This is a genomic window from Pseudomonas sp. FFUP_PS_473 (genome assembly GCF_002858665.1).
GTDB lineage: Bacteria > Pseudomonadota > Gammaproteobacteria > Pseudomonadales > Pseudomonadaceae > Aquipseudomonas > Aquipseudomonas defluvii.
In genome coordinates, this window is the sequence record NZ_PJQQ01000036.1 from 1 (window position 1) to 18,676 (window position 18,676).

Consider the following 18,676-nt stretch of genomic DNA (forward strand, 5'->3'; position numbering starts at 1 on the left):
GCTGCGCCTTTTGCCCGAATCCATTGAATCCTCCTGAGGAAAGGTCAGAAGGTGTAAACCTTATTCAGGACGGGACAGCGCACACAAAAAAGCCCGCAGCGACAGCGGGCTTTTTGTTACGACAACCACTCAGATAGGGCGGCTACCGTATTTGTTGTCCGGCTTCTTGGGCGGGTCAGCGACCACATTCGGCTCAACTTCCTGCACCTTGCCACCGCGAGCCAGGAACTCTTCCATGGCCTTGGCCAAGGCATCACGCTCTTTCTGCTTGGCTTCCATGCTTGGCATCTCGTCAACCGAGACAGCCGCCTTGGATTTGCCTTTGGCGACCGGTACGGGACTGTCGTCACCGTCGTCTGCCACGTCTTCGGCAGCGGCTTCCAGGCCTTCGTCGCCTTCGTCTTCGTCGCCTACTTCGAGGTCATCATTTTCCAGATCGTCGTCGCTCATGTTCTACCTCATGACTTGCGAAAAGCACATTAGTTATGGACCCGCGGCGCAAATAGCGCAGCCGCCGGGCAAAATTCAAAGGTGATGAAGCCCCATCACCTGCAACGCTCGCCCTACCGGCAAGCGCCATGCGAGCCCGACACACACCGAGCCCGACAAAAAGTAAAGAGCCACCGGCGACACCGAGCCGGCCCACCCTGGCGTCATGGGCATGCCCATTGACAAGCCTAGCAAAGGGTACCGAAGTGTGCGGACCACTGATAAGCACCCTTCGGCGCGCATTCTAGCGTGCTGTGGGAAAAAACAAAGTGTCTAAATATCCTTGTTGCCTGTAAGTCTTGTGCTTAAGGGCAAACGCTTCAGGGCAGTACCTGCGCAAGTATTTGAGGAAACCGTTTGCGTGTAATTTCCGGCTCAAATCGCAGGCAAAAAAATGCCCGGCGAACCGGGCAGATTTTTTCTGGCGATTACAGTGCGTAACCACGCTCGTTGTGCTGAGCCAGGTCGAGGCCGACCGACTCTTCTTCTTCGTTGACCCGCAGGCCCATGACCAGGTCCAGAACCTTGAGGATCACGTAGGTGGCGATTGCGGTGTAAATCACGGTAAAGCCTACGCCCTTGGCCTGAATCCAGACTTGCGCGGCGATGTCCTCGACGGTGCCGAAACCACCCAGGGACGGCGCAGCAAACACACCGGTCAGGAGCGCGCCGACAATACCGCCGATGCCGTGTACACCGAAGGCATCCAGCGAGTCGTCATAGCCCAGTTTGCGCTTGAGGCTGGTAGCGCAGAAGAAGCAGATCACCGAAGCCACCAGGCCGATCACCAGCGCCCCCATCGGGCCTACAGTGCCAGCGGCCGGGGTGATGGCTACCAAGCCTGCAACCACACCCGAAGCGATACCCAGAGCGCTTGGTTTACCGTGCGTCAGCCACTCGGCAAGCATCCAGCCCAGCGCAGCGGCGGCAGTGGCAATCTGGGTGACCAGCATGGCCATACCGGCGGTGCCATTGGCGGCGGCGGCAGAGCCGGCGTTGAAGCCGAACCAGCCGACCCAGAGCATGGCCGCACCCATCAGGGTGTAACCCAGGTTATGGGGCGCCATTGGGGTGATCGGGAAGCCTTTACGCTTGCCCAGCACCAGGCAAGCCACCAGGCCGGCGATACCGGCGTTGATATGCACCACGGTGCCGCCCGCGAAGTCCAGCACGCCCCAGTCCCACATCAGGCCGCCGCTGCCACTCCAGACCATGTGCGCAATAGGCGCATAGACCACGGTGAACCAGATGGCCATGAAGATCAGCATGGCCGAAAACTTCATGCGCTCGGCAAAGGCACCGACAATAAGAGCCGGCGTAATGATCGCGAAGGTCATCTGGAAGGTGATGAACACGGCTTCCGGAAACAACGCCGTCGCGGAGGTGAGGCTCGATGGCGTCACACCGGCGAGGAACGCCTTGGACATGCCGCCGACGAAAGAATTGAAGTTGACTACGCCCTGTTCCATACCGGTGGTATCGAACGCCATGCTGTAGCCATAAACGACCCAGAGAATGCTGATCAGGCCAGTGATCGCGAAACACTGCATCATCACCGACAGGACGTTCTTGGACCGCACCATGCCGCCGTAAAACAGCGCCAGGCCGGGGATGGTCATGAACAGCACCAAGGCTGTAGAGGTCAACATCCAGGCGGTATCGCCGGAGTTGAGCACAGGTGCTGCGTCCTCTGCCAGGGCCAGGCCAGGCATTACGAGGGACAAAAGGGCTCCTAGCCCTGCGAACTGACGCAGAGTCATGATGTTATCTCCTGGGGCGTTGGGTTTGGGGCGGCTTTTTGTTAGATCGCGTCGGTATCGGTTTCGCCGGTACGAATACGGATAGCCTGTTCCAGATTCACCACAAAGATCTTGCCGTCACCGATCTTGCCGGTATTGGCCGCCTTGGTGATGGCTTCGATGACCCGGTCCAGATCCTTGTCGTCAATGGCGACATCAATCTTCACTTTGGGCAGGAAATCGACCACATACTCCGCACCGCGATACAGCTCGGTGTGGCCTTTCTGCCGACCGAAACCTTTGACTTCGGTAACGGTAATGCCCTGCACGCCGATTTCAGACAACGACTCGCGCACGTCGTCCAATTTGAACGGCTTGATGATGGCAGTGACTAGCTTCATGAAACTTTCTCCCGAATTGGTGGACTTGCCCCAGGAAAACAAACCCGACTCAAGTCTAAGCGCAGCGCTTGGCTTTGTAACGCGTCGTCGACCACTCATCCTCAAGCCGACGCCACAAACCACGTCTTACGAAACACGTCCTTCGCTCCATTTGCGCACTGCATCGTCACAGCGACAGCATCGGTGCATGGGTCACAGTGGTCTAAGCAGAAACCTTGCCATGTCCGACAAATTCACCAATTACAACGACTTACGGCAACCCGGTCAGTTTGGCCATTCGCCAGCAAGGTTCGGGCGCACAACTACGGTGCGCGGCATTGCGCCGCGATGCGCAAAAAGTGTGCAATGCGAGCCCGGTTTCCTTGCGTGATACACTGCCGGCCTTGTGGAATTTTCTGGATACTGCCCATGCTCGCGCCCAAAGCCTTTCTCGATGCCCTGAGCGACCATGCCTCGCGCCTTTTCAGCAGCGACACCTCACAGCCTCGCAGTGAACTGGAAAGCCAGTTCAAGGCGCTGCTGCAAAGCGGTTTCAGCAAGCTTGAACTGGTCAGCCGCGAAGAGTTCGACAGCCAGATGGTGGTACTGGCCCGTACCCGCGCCCGCCTCGAGGCGCTGGAAGCCAAAGTGCTGGAACTGGAAGCGCGGATGACCCCGCCAGTAGAAACAACCACCGAGCAGTAATCACTCACGCGCAGCAGCTAATCGCCAGCAAGGCCGACACCTACAGGTGTGAGGTGCCTTACCGGCGACTGCGCGACACCCCAGTAACCCCAGCCATCCATTCACCAGCGCAGAAGGCGAGCGCAACATAACAACACCCCCGGATAGGGCATGCTTCAGAAGCGTCTGACAGCGAGTGGCAGCCTATACAGAGCCATGCTGTCAAAGCCTGAGACGCGGGGCTAAGATGATGAGCAGAGCACACGCCCTGACCATACGGAGCAGACATGAAAGCCGACAAAGCACTGAATGAAGACCTCCTGAACTGCCTAGAGGACAAGATCCCAGGTATGGCTGCGGGTGCTATCAGCTCTGCCTATATCAATGCTTTGGGTTCGGGTCGTGCTGTGGCGGAGGTAGTGGACGGCATGATCGTCGAGACCTCTGCGGACGGTGATCGAAAAGTGATCTGCTCAACCAAGCCCAAACATAAAGTGAGCGTTGGATCTGTAATTAACGTGCGCAGGGTTTCATGAAAGTCCCTCGTCTGCGTGTCTTTGCCGGCCCCAACGGTTCCGGAAAAAGCACCATGAAGAGCGCAATTCCGCATCATCTGATTGGGATCTACATCAATCCTGACGAAATCGAAAAGACGGCAAACGAAAGTGGCCTCCTGTCATTTAGTGACTTTCAGCTAGAGGTCGAACCATCGGATGTTCTGGATTTTTTTCTGAATCATCGACTGATTCTGAACGCCAATCTGACCGAACAGGCCAGCAAACTTACCGTCAGTAACAACTGCCTGGACTTTCGGTCTGTTCAGATAAACTCCTACTTTGCCTCCGTGGCGTCCGACTTCATCAGAAACAAACTCCTTCAGGCATGCCTCTCGTTTACATTCGAGACAGTAATGTCCTCAAAGGACAAAATCGAGTTCATGCTGAAAGCAAAAGCACTAGGGTATAGAACCTACCTTTACTTCGTGGCCACAGAAGACCCGTACATCAATATTAACCGGGTCAAGATCCGCGTAGACTCCGGTGGCCATAACGTTCCAAAGGACAAAATCATCCAGCGCTACTCACGCTGCCTGGATCTGCTGCCATCGGCAATAGCTGCAGCAAATCGTGCCTATATTTTTGACAACTCTGGTCCTGATCTGGTGTTACTTGCCGAGATTACAGATGGAACAGCGTTACAGTTCCGAACAGAAGAAATGCCGGATTGGTTCATGACTGCCTATGTAGACAAAGTCTCGACCTAGCGCATAAAAGTCCGGCGCAACAGAGCAACGGCCCGCCAACCTTGTTCAGAAACGTCTGGCAGAAAATTGCGAACGGGGCTGTCTAGCCCCGCTCGCGGCCCGCTTACCAGCCCAACTGTTTGTTGAACGACAACGCATCGTAGTAATCATGCTGCGTCGCGATCTTGCCATCCTTCAGGCGGATGAAGCTGACCCCTTTGAAACTCAACGGCTTGTTGGTCGCAGGGGTTTCAGGTGCCCAGGCACCGGTGTTATGGCCATCGAACTGCCATTCAAAGGCAATGTTGTCGCCTTCAATGATCGGCTCGCCAACCATCTGCCACTTCAAATCCGGCACGGCATCGATAAACAGCTTGATGACTTTATCCCGGGCCGTTTCCCGGCCGACTTGAGGGATCCCTACGGACGCATCCAGAAACTCCCCGTTTTCAGCAAAGTACTGCGCCGCCGCATTGGGGTCATGCTTGTTCCAGGCACTCATGTAAGCATCGATGATGCTCCGGGTGCTCTGTTTTTCCGCTGCAATCGACAACTGGGCGAACAAGAGCATGCAAAGGAGGCTAACGAGACGTATCGACAGTCGACGCATGGTATTTCCTCTTCGATTATTGCTGTTGTGGTAGAAACGGAAACAGGTATCAGTGGTGCGTTGAGGGTAGGCCACGGCCTATCGCGGCGTTGGCAGTTCAACCAATGACCACTCGATCGATAACGGTTCAAGCTTTCGCACGTTGGCAGCTGCAGGGCGGCTGGCAATGTTCCCCACGAACCAGTTGGCCGAATTGGCGGCAACGATTCGGCCTTCAGCATTGATGATGAACGCCTCGTTCTTCATCCGCAGCAGGCACCGGGTGAGCAACTGATCGAATTCGTGCAGGGCGATATCCGCTGCGGCAACGCCGACAAAATGCCCCTTGGCAACAATCGGAACGGAGAAGGCCAGTATGTAAAGCTCTGTACCGTACAGGTCCACGAATGGCCCCTCGACCGACGCTTCACCCGTCAGCTTGGGGCGCGTAAACCAAGGCATGCCCTGGTAATTGTAGAAGCTCTCGCTTTGACGATTGAAGTTCAGCATCATCGGGGCGACTTTGCCGCTGGAGGGGCGGTAGAACCACTCAAGAAACAATTCTTGGTCCGCAAGCTCACCCGGCTCCAGCACCACGCCCGTCCCGTGGATATAGCTGTCGTTTGCCAACAGCCGCGCTTCAATGGTCGCCTGAAGAAAAGCGAGGTCTTTGGAGGTCGGCTTCCGCCCTTCGGCATCCAGCGCCTCCCAGACCGTTACCACCTCCCCGGCCAAGCTGTTCAATTGCTCGAACAGGGTGCAGAAGATCGCTTCCAATCGCTGGGCACACTGATGAAGCTCTTCGTTTTGTTCGACTGTGATCATGGTGATGTAGCCTCTTGCAGCTCAAGCAGTGCGTAGCGCAAATCCATCAGGCGTTTTATGCCCTCTTTGACATGAGCCTCTGTCAGCGCACTGGCCAGATTAGACTCACCGGCCATCACGGCCTGCAGGATCGCCCGGTGCTCCGCAATGACCGTACTCTTGTGAGCGTCCGCCATAGAGATCCATAGCAACTCGCCCATTTGGGACTGAAGGCGCATTTCTGCGTGCGTCAATCGCACCGACTGCGCAGCAACCGCAACCTCGATATGAAATCGTGCATCCGCCCGGCGAAGCTCGCTTCGGGTCGTGGCCTCTTGGAGCGCCGTCACGAAATGCTCCAGCCTTTGATGCTGGGCACTGGTAGATCGGCTGGCCGCCAAGCCTGCGGCAGTAGCCGAAATAGCGATTTGCTCGTCGCACAGGTCGCGAAGCTCCAGCGAACTCATCGCACTGAGCCTGGCCTTGAGGAAGTCATCGGAAACCTCCACAGGGGCACAGACGAAACTGCCGCCGTTTCTGCCGCGCTTGGTTGCAACAACACCCCGCTGACGCAAAATCGCCAACGCGTCGCGCAATGTCACGGTCGCCACGCCGAAGCGAGTCGCCAGTTCACTCTCACTGGGCAACTGCTCACCTTCACCAATCAGCCCCAGCTCAATGACCTCGATCAGTCGGCGAGCCACTTCCTCGGGCTTGCCCTCCTGGCTGACTTGCAACAGGGACAGGCGGTTCACTTTGTTCAGTTGAGTCATCTACTCGCCACTAAAAATATGAAACCAGTTTTCTTTTAGCCATATCGGCTTAAAAACTCAACAGGAATGCACAAGCCAAACAAAAATCAGTCGCTCAAATGTCGTTTTTAGGCAAAAACGACAGGTCAATTGGCAGGCTCAAATTCATAAGATATGGTTTTAAATGTTTACTAGGCAGCCCGGCTCCGCGACTCACCGATAGCGCTGAGGGGCCATTGGCATCGACACAGAGGAATGGCAGATCATGACGAATCCAACGCTAAGCACATGGGAAACCCGGGCACGAGAACTGAAGATAGAAGGGCGGGCCTTTGTCGGTGGGGAATACACCCACGCGATCGAAGGCGGAACGTTTGACTGCCTGAGCCCGGTCGACGGTCGACTGCTGACCAAAGTCGCCAGTTGCACGGCCGCCGACGCCGACCATGCTGTCAGCGTTGCTCGCGCCACGTTCAATTCTGGCGTCTGGTCGCGCATGGCGCCAGCGGACAGGAAGCAGATCATGGTGCGCTTCGCCGACCTGCTGATGGCCAACGCCGACGAGTTGGCGCTGTTGGAAACCCTGGACATGGGCAAGCCGATCAGCGACTCACTGGCGGTCGATGTGCCGCAAGCAGCGCAAGCGCTGAGCTGGAGCGGCGAAGCGATCGACAAGATCTACGACGAAGTGGCGGCAACCCCCCATGATCAATTGGGCCTGGTAACACGCGAACCGGTCGGTGTCGTGGTCGCCATCGTGCCGTGGAACTTCCCGTTGATGATGGCCTGCTGGAAACTGGGCCCGGCCTTGGCCACCGGCAACTCGGTAATCCTCAAACCCTCGGAAAAATCACCGCTGACCGCCATTCGCATTGCCCAGCTGGCGATTGACGCAGGCATTCCGGCGGGCGTGCTGAACGTATTACCAGGCTTCGGCCACACCGTCGGCAAGGCGCTGGCCCTGCACATGGACGTCGACACACTGGTGTTCACCGGCTCAACCAAAATCGCCAAGCAACTGATGATCTATGCTGGCGAATCCAACATGAAACGCGTCTGGCTCGAAGCCGGCGGCAAAAGCCCGAACATCGTCTTCGCCGATACCCCGGACCTGCAAGCCGCTGCCGAGTCTGCTGCCGCGGCCATCGCCTTCAACCAGGGCGAAGTGTGCACCGCCGGCTCGCGCCTGCTGGTAGAACGTTCGATCAAGGACGCCTTCCTGCCACGGGTGATCGAGGCCCTCCAGTACTGGAAGCCAGGCAACCCACTGGACCCGGCGACCACCGTTGGCGCGCTGGTCGACACCCAGCAGATGAACACCGTGCTCTCGTACATCGAGTCGGGCCATACCGAGGGCGCCAAACTGGTAGCCGGCGGCAAGCGCATCTTGCAGGAAACCGGTGGTACCTACGTTGAACCGACCATCTTCGACGGCGTCAGCAACGCCATGAAGATCGCTCAGGAAGAGATCTTTGGCCCCGTGCTGTCGGTGATCGCCTTCGACAACGTCGACGATGCCATCCGGATCGCCAATGACACCCCGTACGGCCTGGCCGCGGCCATCTGGACCGCCGATATCTCCAAAGCCCACCTGACCGCCAAGGCCTTGCGCGCCGGTAGCGTCTGGATCAACCAATACGACGGCGGTGACATGACCGCGCCCTTCGGTGGTTTCAAACAGTCGGGCAATGGCCGTGACAAGTCGCTGCATGCCTTCGACAAGTACACCGAACTGAAGGCCACCTGGATCAAGTTGTAAGGCAGCAAGACAACAGCAAAAACAGCCGGCAGGACACACTTTTCAGGACAACAACATGAACAGCTCTGAATTTTCCATGGCTGATAGCGATGCCGCCCAGTTAAGGGCGCTTGGCTACACGTCCAACTTTGAAAGAAGCATGAGCCTCTGGGAAAACTTTGCCCTGGGCTTCACCTACCTCTCCCCGGTGGTCGGCGTCTATACGCTGTTCGGCCTGTGTTTGGCGGCGGGCGGGCCGCCAATGTTCTGGTCGTACCTACTGGTCGGTCTCGGGCAAATGCTGGTGTGCCTGATCTTCTGCGAAGTCGTCTCGCAATTCCCGATCTCCGGGGGCGTTTATCCGTGGGCGCGTCGCCTGGTGGGCAAGCGCTGGGCCTGGATGGTGGGCTGGATCTATTCCGTCTCATTGTGCGTGACCATTGCTGCCGTATCGCTGGGCGCAGGGCCCTACATTGCCGCCATGCTGGGCTTCGAGCCCAGCCCGGTGACCAACACCCTGATCGCGCTGGCGCTCACCGCAATGGCCACCGTGCTGAACCTGAGCGGGACCAGCCTCTTGGCAAAAGTGGCCATGTTCGGTTTTATCTGCGAACTGCTGGGCGCCATTGTCATCGGTGGCTACCTGCTGATCTTCGAACGCCACCAGCCGTTCTCGGTGCTGTTCAATACCTTCGACATCAGCATCGACGGCAGCTACTGGCCCGCATTCCTGACCGCATCGCTGGCAGGCATGTTCCTCTACTACGGCTTTGAAGCGTGCGGCGACGTCGCGGAAGAAACCCCCAACCCGAGCAAACGCATTCCCAAGGCCATGCGCATGACCATCTACATTGGTGGTGGTGCCGCGATTTTTGCGGCACTGGCACTGATTCTGGCGGTCCCGGACATCGCCAAAGTGCTCTCCGGCGATGACAAAGACCCGATGTCCACCATCATGGCCAATGCGTTCGGGCCAACCGGATGGCGCGTCGTGACTGCGGTCATCACCATCTCCTTCGTGTCGTGCGTACTGAGCTTGCAGGCTGCCGCCAGCCGGTTGCTCTACTCCTTTGCACGGGACGAAATGGTCATGGGCAGCAATGTACTCAAGCGTCTTTCGCCGACGACACGTGTGCCAACGGCTGCACTGATCACCTGCGGTGTGATCCCGGCATTCATCGTCTGCGCAGGCTTCTTCTTGGAGAACGCCATCGCGATCGTCGTCAGCTTCGCAGCCATTGGCATTTACCTGTCCTTCCAGATGATCGTGGGCGGGGCGCTGTTCGCTCGAATCCGCGGCTGGAAACCAGCTGGTCAATTCACCCTTGGCGGTTGGGGCTGGATCGTGAACATCCTGGCGCTGGTCTACGGCTTGCTGGCGGTCGCCAACATGTCCTGGCCGCGTACCCCGGATGCGCCTTGGTACAGCAACTACGGCATCTTGCTGACCGCCGCCGTCGTGATCGTCTTCGGCTTGCTCTACATGACCCTGTTCAAGCCATACGACAAAGGCACGGCGCCGTTTGCCGATGCGTGGGAGCTACACAAAAAGTAGCGCCTTGGTACGCTTAAAAAACGAAGGCCTTGCAGCAATGCACGGCCTTCGTTGTTTTTCGGGGCAGGTATCAGACGTGACCTGCTACCTGCCCCGCAATCTCCAGCATCACTCTACATCCGGCATCCCTGCCCTACCCCACTATCCTTGCCTTAGCCGCAGGGCGCGGCCCCGTACTGATCATGGAGCGAACATGTCTCTTGCTATCGTTCACAGCCGCGCCCAGGTTGGCGTGCTGGCCCCGGCCGTTACCGTCGAGGCGCACCTGGCCAACGGCCTGCCCACGCTCACCCTGGTTGGGCTACCCGAAGCCACGGTCAAGGAAAGCAAAGACCGGGTACGCAGTGCGATACTCAACTCCAGCCTGGAGTTTCCTGCCCGACGAATCACGCTCAACCTCGCCCCTGCTGACCTGCCCAAGGATGGCGGACGCTTCGACCTGGCCATCGCGCTGGGCATTCTCGCTGCCAACGGGCAGATCCCCATCATGGCGCTGCATGACGTGGAGTGCCTTGGCGAACTGGCGCTGTCCGGGGCGATTCGCCCGGTGCAGGGTGTGTTGCCAGCAGCGCTGGCCGCACGCGATGCCGGACGGGCGCTGGTGGTGCCGAAGGAAAATGCCGAAGAAGCCTGCATGGCCTCCGGGCTCACCGTATTCGCCGTCGAACACCTGCTGGAACTGGTCGGGCATTTCAACGCTCAGGAGCCGCTCTCGCCTTACCGCGCCAACGGCCTGATCCTGCAAAGCCGGCCCTACCCCGACCTGAGTGAAGTGCAAGGCCAGATTGCCGCCAAACGCGCATTGCTGGTGGCCGCAGCCGGGGCGCATAACCTGTTGTTCAGCGGCCCGCCCGGCACTGGCAAGACGCTCCTCGCCAGCCGCTTGCCCGGCCTGTTGCCACCACTGGACGAGCGGGAAGCGCTGGAGGTAGCGGCGATCCAGTCGGTGGCCAGCCCGGTACCGCTGAACAGCTGGCCTCAGCGCCCGTTTCGCCACCCACATCACTCGGCCTCGGGGGCGGCACTGGTGGGCGGTGGCAGCCGACCGCAACCCGGTGAAATCACCCTGGCCCATCATGGCGTGCTGTTTCTCGATGAACTGCCGGAGTTCGAGCGGCGTGTACTTGAGGTGCTGCGCGAACCCCTGGAATCGGGCGAAATCGTGATCGCCCGGGCTCGTGACAAAATCCGTTTCCCGGCGCGCTTCCAACTGGTAGCGGCGATGAACCCCTGCCCCTGCGGCTACCTGGGCGACCCGAACGGGCGCTGCCGCTGCAGCAGCGAGCAGGTCCAGCGTTACCGCAACAAACTCTCCGGCCCGCTGCTGGACCGTATCGACCTGCACCTGACCGTTGCCCGCGAAGCCACGGCGCTGGCCCCAACCGTCCACAGTGACGACAACAGCGCCAACGCTGCCGCCCAGGTCGCCGCCGCCCGCGCACTGCAGCAACAACGCCAAGGCTGCGCCAACGCCTTCCTCGACCTGCCCGGCCTGCGCATGCATTGCCCGTTATCCACCACCAACGAACGCTGGCTGGAAAGCGCCTGCGAACGCCTGACCCTGTCATTACGCTCGGCCCACCGCTTGCTCAAAGTGGCGCGCACCCTCGCAGACCTGGAGCAGGCCAAGCAGATCAGCCGCGCACACCTAGCCGAAGCCCTGCAGTATCGTCCGGCAACGCAGTAAGGCGAGCGCTTGGTAGCGATACAAAGACCGCGCACCGCCGGATACCTCACGGATGCTCTCGCACGCAAGCTTCCCCCAGATCGCTCTGGATTTCCCCGGATTCTGCTCTTTACTTTCAGCAGCTCACCGAGCCGAGACACGCATGTTTGAACTTATCCACAACTGGCCCTTGCTGATCGGCACGACCCTGCTGCTGATCGACCTGCTGCTTTGGCGCGCGATTCCGGCGGAGCGGCGCAATGCGCGTACGGCGGCACGTTTGCTGGCGTTTCTGTTGTTCAGCTGGGTGTTGATCAGTGCAGGGATGAGCCCACTGCAACCGGCCCCTTGGGTTGAGGATGTACCGCGCAATTTACTGGCAACCGTGCTGGAGATCGTCTGGTGGCTGTTCGCCGCGCGTACGTTGACGGTGGTGCTCGGGTTGATGTTGATTGCTCGCAGCGGGCATACCGGCCGGCTGTTGCAGGATGTGCTGGGGGCGGTCATTTTCCTGATCGCTATCGTTGCGGCGGCGGCCTACGTCATGCAGTTGCCGGTCAAGGGCCTGCTGGCCACCTCGGGCGCGATGGCGATCATCGTCGGCCTGGCCTTGCAGAGCACCCTGAGCGATGTGTTCTCCGGCATTGTGTTGAACACCACACGGCCCTATCAAATCGATGACTGGATCTCCATCGACGGCACCGAAGGCAAGGTGCTGGATATCGACTGGCGCGCAACCCGTTTGCTCACGGCCAACGGCAGTATGGCGGTGATTCCAAACTCGGTGGCGGCCAAGGCCAAGCTGTTGAACTTCAGCCGCCCGAACGATGTTCATGGGGTATCGATCAGTGTCGTGGTGCCCTCGCAGATTCGCCCGCGACGCGTCCTCGATGCCTTGGAAAAGGCCCTGCAGGGCACCAGCGCCCTGCTCGCCATGCCCAAAGCCAAGGCCACGGTGAAGAGCGTCAGCCTGGAATCGGTGGAGTACGAGGCCAGTGGTTTCGTCGCGGCCATGGACAAGAAAACCGACGTGCGCAATTACCTGTTCGACCTCGCCCACCGCCATCTGGAAGCCGCCGGGGTCAACTGGAACCCGGACGCAGTGCCCAAGCCCTGGAGCCGTCAGCGCAGTTTGCTGGAAGATGTGCGCATTTTTCGCTCGCTGAGTGATGAGGAAAAGGACAGCCTGAGCCAACGCATGATGCCGGTTGAGTACCTGGCCGATCAGGTGATTCTGGGGCTCAATGAGGCCTCTGATTACCTGCTGGTGATCGGTACGGGGGTGGTCTCGGCGTCAATTCGCGACGGGGAGCGCAGTGTCGAAGCCGGACGGATGGGGCCGGGGGAAATTCTCGGGGCCGAGGGCCTGCTGGACGGCAACGACTCCAATGCGGAGTTCCGCAGCCTGACCAACTGCCTGCTCTACCGAATCGAGAAAACCGCCGTACGCAGTTGCCTGGAGCAACGCGAAGAGGTGAAAAGCGCGCTGAGCAAGTTGCAGCGCCATCGTCAGCAAGCCAGCCAGTCGCTGTTGTTACAGCGACCGGCTGCGGTCAAGAAAGGCGGCTTCCTGAGCTGGCTAAAGCCGCACTAAAGCACGACTCGCAGGCACTGGCCGGCGTGGTACAGCGAGAACCCGGTCTCGTAGAAGCCGGTACGCAGCGAAGCGCCCGTCACCGGTTTCATCGGCGAGAATGGAATCGGCAGTTCGTCCGGGTTGTCCTTGAGCAGGTACTCGGCGAACGCCTTGCCAATCACTGTGCCGGTGGTGTTGCCACGCCCGTTGTAGCCGGTTACCGCCACAATGCCCGGGGCCGGCTCGAACAGCCGCATCAGGTGATCGGGGGTGAAGTCGATACAACCGGTCCAGTGCATTTCCCATTCAACCTTGCCCAGTTGCGGGAAGTAATGGCTCTGGATGCGGTCGGCCCAGCTGCGGATGAACCAGGTCGGTTTGTTGTCGACCCGCCCCAGGCTGCCCAGTAGCAGACGGCCCTGATCGTCACGACGAATGCTGCTGAGCACGGTGCGGGTATCCCAGGACCCCTGACCATGCTTGAGCACGTTGTCCGCTGCGGCACCGGTCAGCGGCACCGAGGCTACCTGATAGTAGTAACCACGGAAGAAGTTGCGCTGCAGGTCGGTCCAGTCACCTTCGGTGTAGGCACCGGTGGAGATGATGACCTTGTCGGCGCAGACCGAACCCTTGGCGGTCTTGACCCGCCAGGCGCTGCCTTCGCGCTCCAGCCCCTGAACTGCGGACTGCTGATGAATCTGCCCGCCCAGGCGCGCCACGGCAGCAGCCAGGCCACGGGTGTAACCCATCGGGTTGATGGTGCCGGCGCGGCGGTCGAGCAGCGCGGCGGAAATCTTGTCGGTACCGCAGTATTCCTGGCAACGAGCCCCGGTGAGCAGCTCGACGTCGGCACCACGGCGGCTCCATTGGGCATGCCGTGCCTCGAGATCGGCCACACCGTTGGCATTGTGTGCCATGTGCAGCGTGCCTTCGTTACGGGCCTGGCAATCGATGCCCAGACGCTTGATGGTGGCAAACACCTCGGCCGGCGCTTCACCGAGTACCTTGTTCAGGCGGCTGCCTTGTTGCTGGCCAAGGGTCGCTTCAACGTCATCCGGACGAATCCAGGTGCCTGCGTTGACCAGGCCAACGTTGCGTCCCGAGCCGCCGTGGCCGATCTTCCAGGCCTCCAGCAGCACCACGCGCTTGCCTTGCTCGAGCAAATGGATCGCAGCGGACAAACCTGTAATACCGCCGCCGATGATGCACACATCGGCCTTGATGTCCGCGCTCAACTCGGCAGACGGGGCCGCCGCCGGTGTAACGAACTCCCATAGACACTCTTGACGCAGGTCGGTCATGGTCGGCTCCGCTTTATTGATCTTTTTAGTCGGTGGAAACCCCATCGCCGGCAAGGCCTGCGCCCATTAGAGGCAGGCGTTACCGGCGACGAGGGCCTGAGTGGCTATCAGTCGAACACAATACCCTGCGCCAGCGGAAGCTCACGCGAGTAGTTCACGGTGTTGGTCTGACGACGCATGTAGGCCTTCCAGGAATCGGAACCCGACTCACGGCCACCGCCCGTTTCCTTTTCGCCACCGAAAGCGCCACCGATCTCTGCACCGCTGGTGCCGATGTTGACGTTGGCGATGCCGCAGTCACTGCCGGCCGCACTCTGGAAGCGCTCGGCTTCACGCAGGTCGGTGGTGAAGATGCACGAGGACAGGCCTTGTGGCACTTCGTTGTTCAGGCGCAGGGCTTCTTCGAACTCGTCGTAGGCCAGCACATACAGAATCGGCGCGAACGTTTCGTGACGCACGACTTCACTCTGGGCCGGCATTTCGACAATGGCCGGGGCCACGTAGTAGGCGTTCGGGTAGTCCTGCTGCAGTTGGCGCTCGCCGCCAAATACCGTGCCGCCTTCGTCACGGGCACGGGCCAGGGCGTCCTGCATGGCCTGGAAGGATTGCTTGTCAATCAGCGGGCCGACCAGGTTGTCCTTGCGTGGGTCACCGATACGTACCTTGCCGTAGGCGGCTTTGACGCGTGCGACCACCTCGTCCTTGATCGAGCGGTGCACGATCAGGCGACGCAGCGTGGTGCAACGCTGGCCAGCAGTACCAACGGCACTGAACAGGATGCCGCGCACAGCCAGGTCCAGGTCGGCGCTTGGCGCCAGGATCATGGCGTTGTTGCCGCCCAGCTCGAGGATGCTGCGACCGAAGCGTGCGGCCACACGTGGGCCGACTTCGCGGCCCATGCGGGTGCTGCCGGTAGCGCTGACCAAGGGCACGCGTGGGTCGTCGACCAGTACCTGGCCCGCTTCACGGTCACCGACGATCAACTGGCTGAGGCCTTCCGGTGCATCGCCGAAGGTTTTCAGGGCTTTCTCGAACAGGGCCTGGCAAGCCAGGGCCGTCAGCGGCGTCTTCTCCGACGGTTTCCAGACTACGGCGTTACCGCAGACCAGGGCCAGCGCAGTGTTCCACGCCCAGACTGCAACCGGGAAGTTGAACGCGCTGATCACGCCGACCACACCCAGCGGGTGCCAGGTTTCACGCATGTGGTGGCCTGGGCGTTCGGATGCGATGGTCAAACCGTACAGCTGACGCGACAGGCCAACAGCGAAGTCGCAGATGTCGATCATTTCCTGTACTTCACCCAGACCTTCCTGGGTGATCTTGCCCGCTTCGACAGACACCAGTTCGCCGAGCTGCGCCTTGTGCTCACGCAGCACTTCGCCGAACAGACGAATCAACTCGCCACGGCGTGGCGCTGGGACATTGCGCCAGGCCTGGAAGGCTTTTTCAGCCTGGTCGATCTTGCCCACGACCTGGGCTTTGCTCTCCAGGTGGACCGAGGCAATGACGCTGCCATCGATGGGGGTGTGAATGGGATGGTTGCCGTTGGTGTAGGCGCTGGCCGGTACACCCAGGCGATCAAGCAGTCCATCAACCATTTTTGTTCTCCTGCATACGATGAGTAGTTGATTTCAATGACGGAGGTCAGTATTAATCCGATTACTCTGGCACAACAAACGACCTTTACTCAGCACATCATTCCGCCAGGTAATGATTAACGAGAACACCATGTCCAAACGCCTCGTGCCCTCGATGGCCGCCCTGCAATGCTTCGAAGCTGCCGCCCGTCATTTGAGCTTTACCCGCGCGGCCGAAGAGCTGCACCTGACCCAAAGCGCCGTCAGCAAACAGGTGGCACAGTTGGAGGACATGCTGCGCCATCACCTGTTCCTGCGTATACGGCGACGTCTGCAATTGACGCCGGCCGGCGCGCTGTACCTGGCCGAAGTGAACAAGATCCTCACCCAGGTCGACATGTCGAGCCGCTACATCCTCTCCTATGGTGAGCAAACCGAGGTGCTCAAGGTCGCCACCCAGCCAAGTTTCGGCGTGCGCTGGCTGATCCCGAACCTGAAGGGCTTTGGCAAACGCCACCCGAACATTCACCTGGATATCCGCAACGAGATGGAGCCCTTCGCCCTGCTTCAGGGTAATGCCGATGTGGTGTTTTTCTTTGGCCAGGGCACATGGCCCGGGGCAACCTGCATCGAACTGTTCGGCGAAGAGATGGTGCCGGTCTGCTCGCCGGAGCTGTTGCAAGGGCGCACCCTGAACGATGCCAGTGAAGTGGCCGACCTGGTGCTGCTGCAAGCCACCTCGCGCCCCGAAGCCTGGCACGAGTGGTTCCTTGAGCAGGACCTGCATTCGGCGAACAGCTATCACGGGCCGCGCTTCGATACGTTCTACATGTGCCTGAGTGCCGCCCAGGCTGGTTGTGGCGTGGCGTTGGTGCCACGCTATCTGGTGGCTCAAGAGCTGGCCGAAGGCAAGCTGGTCGTTCCTTGGCAGCACGCGATGAAAAGCAACGGCGCGTATTTCCTGGCGTTCTCCGAACATGCTGCAGAAGTGCCCAAGGTACGCAGCCTGGTGGAGTGGATTCGCGAACACGTGTGAGCGCCGACGTTTCCTGAATTTCAGGAATGATGGCTCGACTTTTTTTCGCTTGTGTCGGAACAGCATTCCTCGCTTTCATGTAAGCCTGCACTTTTCACCAGGAAGCTTTCGATGACCGCTCAAGATTTCGTCAGCCCGGATAGTATTCGCGCACAGTTCTCGGCCGCCATGTCGCAGATGTACAAACAGGAGGTGCCGCTGTACGGCACACTGCTGGAGTTGGTGAGCGAGACCAATCACCAGGTGATGCAACAGCATCCCGACATCGCCGAAGCCCTGCGCTGGACCGGCGAAATCGAACGCCTCGACCAGGAGCGCCACGGCGCCATCCGCGTGGGCACGGCTGAAGAGCTGGCCACCATTGGTCGCCTGTTCGCAGTCATGGGCATGCAGCCGGTGGGCTACTACGACCTCAGCCCTGCCGGTGTGCCAGTGCATTCCACAGCCTTTCGGGCCGTCCACGAACAGTCGCTGCATATCAGCCCGTTCCGCGTCTTTACCTCGCTGCTGCGCCTGGAACTGATCGACAACCCGCAGTTGCGTGAACTGGCCCGTGGCATCCTCGCCAAACGGCAGATCTTCACCCCACGTGCGCTGAGCCTGATCGAGCAATTCGAGCGTGATGGCGGCCTGAACGACGTCGATGCCCGTGAGTTCGTCGAGCAGGCGCTGCATACCTTCCGCTGGCACAACACCGCCACGGTCACCGCCGAGCAGTACCGTCAGTTGCATGATCAACACCGTTTGATCGCTGATGTGGTGGCCTTCAAAGGCCCGCACATCAACCACCTGACGCCGCGCACACTGGACATCGACGCCATTCAGGTCGGCATGCCGGCCAAGGGCATTCCACCCAAGGCAGTCATCGAAGGCCCACCACGCCGGCGGTGCCCGATCCTGCTGCGCCAAACCAGCTTCAAGGCGCTTCAGGAGCAGGTTGCTTTCAGTGACCAGGACGCCACGGCAGGCGGCAGCCATACCGCCCGCTTCGGTGAAATTGAACAACGCGGCGCCGCACTGACGCCCAAAGGGCGCGCACTGTATGACCGCCTGCTCGATGCCACACGCGAAAGCCTGGGTGGTGTCCCCGCAGAAGCGAACGCTGAGCGCTACATGAGCCTGTTGGCAGAACAGTTCCAGGCCTTCCCGGACGATCTGGGGCAAATGCGTCAACAAGGCCTGGCCTACTTCCGCTACTTCCCGACTGAAAAGGGCATGGCCGCACGTGATGCCGCGCAACGACCAACCTCGCTGGACGCGTTGATCGACGCCGGGCACATTCACTTTGAAGCGCTGGTCTACGAGGACTTCCTGCCGGTCAGTGCCGCAGGCATCTTCCAGTCCAACCTGGGTGATGACAGCCATAGCCAGTACGGCAGCAACGCCAACCGCGAGGCGTTCGAGCAGGCACTGGGCAAGTCGGTCCAGGATGAGTTGGCGCTGTACGCGCAGAGCGAGCGTCGCTCGCTGGAAGCCTGCGCCGAGGCGTTGAACCTGGCCTCTTTGTAAAGCGCTGAGCGGCTTTGCCTACCCCCACGAAGATCGCC

Annotated in this window: 17 protein-coding genes; 9 read left to right on the top strand and 8 right to left on the bottom strand. The window is 59.8% G+C overall.

Translation table 11 applies throughout. From position 1 onward, the window contains the following. Positions 1–129: 129 nt before the first annotated feature. The 3 genes from sutA to glnK all read right to left on the bottom strand — a co-directional run bounded on the left by sutA (position 130) and on the right by glnK (position 2,629). Positions 130–450: a transcriptional regulator SutA gene (gene sutA, locus CYD26_RS20355; protein ID WP_099773278.1), complete on the bottom strand. Its 321-nt coding sequence runs from the start codon at positions 448–450 to the stop codon at positions 130–132. Between the two features lie 467 nt (positions 451–917). After that, on the bottom strand, positions 918–2,249 hold the full coding sequence (locus CYD26_RS20360) for an ammonium transporter (RefSeq protein ID WP_065758057.1): 1,332 nt from the start codon (positions 2,247–2,249) through the stop codon (positions 918–920). Positions 2,250–2,290: 41 nt separating this feature from the next. Beyond that, positions 2,291–2,629: a P-II family nitrogen regulator gene (glnK, locus tag CYD26_RS20365; protein ID WP_002555808.1), complete on the bottom strand. Its 339-nt coding sequence runs from the start codon at positions 2,627–2,629 to the stop codon at positions 2,291–2,293. A gap of 408 nt (positions 2,630–3,037) precedes the next feature. On the opposite strand from glnK, the gene CYD26_RS20370 reads away from it, so the two are divergent. The 3 genes from CYD26_RS20370 to CYD26_RS20380 all read left to right on the top strand — a co-directional run bounded on the left by CYD26_RS20370 (position 3,038) and on the right by CYD26_RS20380 (position 4,556). Beyond that, the gene (locus tag CYD26_RS20370; protein ID WP_102053475.1) at positions 3,038–3,313 is read left to right on the top strand and encodes an accessory factor UbiK family protein; all 276 of its coding nucleotides are present in this window, start codon (positions 3,038–3,040) and stop codon (positions 3,311–3,313) included. 266 nt (positions 3,314–3,579) lie between these two features. Beyond that, positions 3,580–3,828: a hypothetical protein gene (locus CYD26_RS20375; RefSeq protein ID WP_065758059.1), complete on the top strand. Its 249-nt coding sequence runs from the start codon at positions 3,580–3,582 to the stop codon at positions 3,826–3,828. After that, the gene (locus CYD26_RS20380) at positions 3,825–4,556 is read left to right on the top strand and encodes a hypothetical protein (RefSeq protein WP_102053476.1); all 732 of its coding nucleotides are present in this window, start codon (positions 3,825–3,827) and stop codon (positions 4,554–4,556) included. Before CYD26_RS20375 ends, CYD26_RS20380 begins: the two co-directional genes overlap by 4 nt. A gap of 103 nt (positions 4,557–4,659) precedes the next feature. Here the strand turns inward: CYD26_RS20380 and CYD26_RS20385 are convergent, their stop codons facing one another. From CYD26_RS20385 to CYD26_RS20395, 3 genes are all read right to left on the bottom strand, one after another. After that, positions 4,660–5,145: an ester cyclase gene (locus tag CYD26_RS20385; RefSeq protein ID WP_065758061.1), complete on the bottom strand. Its 486-nt coding sequence runs from the start codon at positions 5,143–5,145 to the stop codon at positions 4,660–4,662. Between the two features lie 78 nt (positions 5,146–5,223). After that, positions 5,224–5,949, bottom strand: a complete 726-nt coding sequence (locus tag CYD26_RS20390; RefSeq protein ID WP_099773276.1) for a cache domain-containing protein — start codon at positions 5,947–5,949, stop codon at positions 5,224–5,226. Continuing rightward, positions 5,946–6,701 (bottom strand): FadR/GntR family transcriptional regulator, encoded by a 756-nt coding sequence (locus tag CYD26_RS20395; protein ID WP_102053477.1) that lies wholly within the window; start codon positions 6,699–6,701, stop codon positions 5,946–5,948. Before CYD26_RS20395 ends, CYD26_RS20390 begins: the two co-directional genes overlap by 4 nt. Before the next feature lie 244 nt (positions 6,702–6,945). On the opposite strand from CYD26_RS20395, the gene CYD26_RS20400 reads away from it, so the two are divergent. The 4 genes from CYD26_RS20400 (at position 6,946) to CYD26_RS20415 (ending at position 13,233) form a co-directional block, all read left to right on the top strand. Beyond that, on the top strand, positions 6,946–8,439 hold the full coding sequence (locus CYD26_RS20400; protein WP_065758064.1) for an aldehyde dehydrogenase: 1,494 nt from the start codon (positions 6,946–6,948) through the stop codon (positions 8,437–8,439). Between the two features lie 55 nt (positions 8,440–8,494). Further along, positions 8,495–9,973: an APC family permease gene (locus CYD26_RS20405; protein ID WP_102053478.1), complete on the top strand. Its 1,479-nt coding sequence runs from the start codon at positions 8,495–8,497 to the stop codon at positions 9,971–9,973. A gap of 193 nt (positions 9,974–10,166) precedes the next feature. Beyond that, positions 10,167–11,660, top strand: a complete 1,494-nt coding sequence (locus CYD26_RS20410; protein ID WP_102053479.1) for a YifB family Mg chelatase-like AAA ATPase — start codon at positions 10,167–10,169, stop codon at positions 11,658–11,660. A gap of 142 nt (positions 11,661–11,802) precedes the next feature. Continuing rightward, positions 11,803–13,233: a mechanosensitive ion channel family protein gene (locus tag CYD26_RS20415; protein WP_102053480.1), complete on the top strand. Its 1,431-nt coding sequence runs from the start codon at positions 11,803–11,805 to the stop codon at positions 13,231–13,233. On the opposite strand, the gene CYD26_RS20420 is transcribed toward CYD26_RS20415, so the two are convergent. Both CYD26_RS20420 and CYD26_RS20425 read right to left on the bottom strand, forming a co-directional pair. Next, complete coding sequence (locus tag CYD26_RS20420) at positions 13,230–14,516, bottom strand: FAD-binding oxidoreductase (protein ID WP_102053481.1); 1,287 nt, start codon at positions 14,514–14,516, stop codon at positions 13,230–13,232. The genes CYD26_RS20415 and CYD26_RS20420 overlap by 4 nt on opposite strands. A gap of 107 nt (positions 14,517–14,623) precedes the next feature. Then, positions 14,624–16,114, bottom strand: a complete 1,491-nt coding sequence (locus CYD26_RS20425) for an aldehyde dehydrogenase family protein (protein WP_102053482.1) — start codon at positions 16,112–16,114, stop codon at positions 14,624–14,626. A 130-nt stretch (positions 16,115–16,244) separates the two neighbouring features. Between CYD26_RS20425 and CYD26_RS20430 the strand changes: the two genes are divergently transcribed. Both CYD26_RS20430 and CYD26_RS20435 read left to right on the top strand, forming a co-directional pair. After that, a complete protein-coding gene (locus CYD26_RS20430) occupies positions 16,245–17,129 on the top strand; it encodes a LysR substrate-binding domain-containing protein (protein ID WP_065759791.1) in 885 nt (294 codons plus the stop codon). 111 nt (positions 17,130–17,240) lie between these two features. Next, on the top strand, positions 17,241–18,638 hold the full coding sequence (locus tag CYD26_RS20435; protein WP_102053483.1) for a VOC family protein: 1,398 nt from the start codon (positions 17,241–17,243) through the stop codon (positions 18,636–18,638). Positions 18,639–18,676 lie beyond the last annotated feature (38 nt).

What these genes read in the sequence shown, in the direction of transcription:
- CYD26_RS20405 (WP_102053478.1), top strand. Translation starts at nt 8,495, where the DNA reads ATGAACAGCTCTGAATTTTCCATGGCTGATAGCGATGCCGCCCAGTTA.
- CYD26_RS20430 (WP_065759791.1), top strand. Translation starts at nt 16,245, where the DNA reads ATGTCCAAACGCCTCGTGCCCTCGATGGCCGCCCTGCAATGCTTCGAA.
- CYD26_RS20370 (WP_102053475.1), top strand. Translation starts at nt 3,038, where the DNA reads ATGCTCGCGCCCAAAGCCTTTCTCGATGCCCTGAGCGACCATGCCTCG.
- glnK (WP_002555808.1), bottom strand. Translation starts at nt 2,629, where the DNA reads ATGAAGCTAGTCACTGCCATCATCAAGCCGTTCAAATTGGACGACGTG.
- CYD26_RS20425 (WP_102053482.1), bottom strand. Translation starts at nt 16,114, where the DNA reads ATGGTTGATGGACTGCTTGATCGCCTGGGTGTACCGGCCAGCGCCTAC.
- CYD26_RS20395 (WP_102053477.1), bottom strand. Translation starts at nt 6,701, where the DNA reads ATGACTCAACTGAACAAAGTGAACCGCCTGTCCCTGTTGCAAGTCAGC.
- CYD26_RS20415 (WP_102053480.1), top strand. Translation starts at nt 11,803, where the DNA reads ATGTTTGAACTTATCCACAACTGGCCCTTGCTGATCGGCACGACCCTG.
- CYD26_RS20410 (WP_102053479.1), top strand. Translation starts at nt 10,167, where the DNA reads ATGTCTCTTGCTATCGTTCACAGCCGCGCCCAGGTTGGCGTGCTGGCC.
- sutA (WP_099773278.1), bottom strand. Translation starts at nt 450, where the DNA reads ATGAGCGACGACGATCTGGAAAATGATGACCTCGAAGTAGGCGACGAA.
- CYD26_RS20360 (WP_065758057.1), bottom strand. Translation starts at nt 2,249, where the DNA reads ATGACTCTGCGTCAGTTCGCAGGGCTAGGAGCCCTTTTGTCCCTCGTA.
- CYD26_RS20375 (WP_065758059.1), top strand. Translation starts at nt 3,580, where the DNA reads ATGAAAGCCGACAAAGCACTGAATGAAGACCTCCTGAACTGCCTAGAG.
- CYD26_RS20435 (WP_102053483.1), top strand. Translation starts at nt 17,241, where the DNA reads ATGACCGCTCAAGATTTCGTCAGCCCGGATAGTATTCGCGCACAGTTC.
- CYD26_RS20380 (WP_102053476.1), top strand. Translation starts at nt 3,825, where the DNA reads ATGAAAGTCCCTCGTCTGCGTGTCTTTGCCGGCCCCAACGGTTCCGGA.
- CYD26_RS20385 (WP_065758061.1), bottom strand. Translation starts at nt 5,145, where the DNA reads ATGCGTCGACTGTCGATACGTCTCGTTAGCCTCCTTTGCATGCTCTTG.
- CYD26_RS20400 (WP_065758064.1), top strand. Translation starts at nt 6,946, where the DNA reads ATGACGAATCCAACGCTAAGCACATGGGAAACCCGGGCACGAGAACTG.
- CYD26_RS20390 (WP_099773276.1), bottom strand. Translation starts at nt 5,949, where the DNA reads ATGATCACAGTCGAACAAAACGAAGAGCTTCATCAGTGTGCCCAGCGA.
- CYD26_RS20420 (WP_102053481.1), bottom strand. Translation starts at nt 14,516, where the DNA reads ATGACCGACCTGCGTCAAGAGTGTCTATGGGAGTTCGTTACACCGGCG.